1 protein-coding gene is annotated in these 605 nt (G+C 66.9%); it reads right to left on the reverse strand.

Annotated elements, in window-relative coordinates; all coding sequences use genetic code 11:
• Positions 1-605, reverse strand: a 605-nt coding sequence (locus EX88_RS26655; RefSeq protein WP_036149877.1) for a hypothetical protein, incomplete at both ends; no start/stop codon positions are given.

Genomic DNA, 605 nt, shown 5'->3' on the forward strand with positions numbered 1-605 from the left:
GTCTCGGTCAGCAGCCCTTCGACCGAAGCGATGCGTACGCCCGGCAGACCCCGCTCGTCGATGCCGGTGTTGCGGACGATATAGTCGACCACATAGCCGCCCTCGCCCTGCTCCACCCGCCGCTCCACGGTCGGTGCCGCTGCGTTCAAGCCCTTCGCTGCCGCGCCCGTCTTCTCGACCGAAGTGCGGCCTCCGGCATCCATCCGGACGGTCACTCCTTCCTTATTGGTCAGCATGAAGTCGTCGGTGAAGCTCGGCGCACGCAGCCGCTGCCGAATGACGATTTGATGGTGCTCGACCGGGTCCTTGTTCGACTGGCGTGCGGCAATGGCGCCCAATTGCAAGCCGTGCGGCAGCGACGCGCTGGCATCGGCAAGCGATTGCGGCCCGTCGCCACGGTCTATCGTCGTCGACTGGGCGATGTAGGCGCCGGCCGCGAAACCGCCGCGTGCCTGCAGCCCGCTCAAGGCGGCACTGTCCTGCCAGCCGTCTGCGTCGCAGTCGTCGAAAACCGTGCCGAAGACGAGGCTGTCGTCCAGCAGGGGATCGGCGGCCAGATCGACCGAAGCAGTCGCCAGGTTCGAGATCGGTCGGTCGCTGGACGA

Source organism: Lysobacter antibioticus (genome assembly GCF_000731095.1).
Classification (GTDB): Bacteria; Pseudomonadota; Gammaproteobacteria; order Xanthomonadales; family Xanthomonadaceae; genus Lysobacter; species Lysobacter antibioticus_B.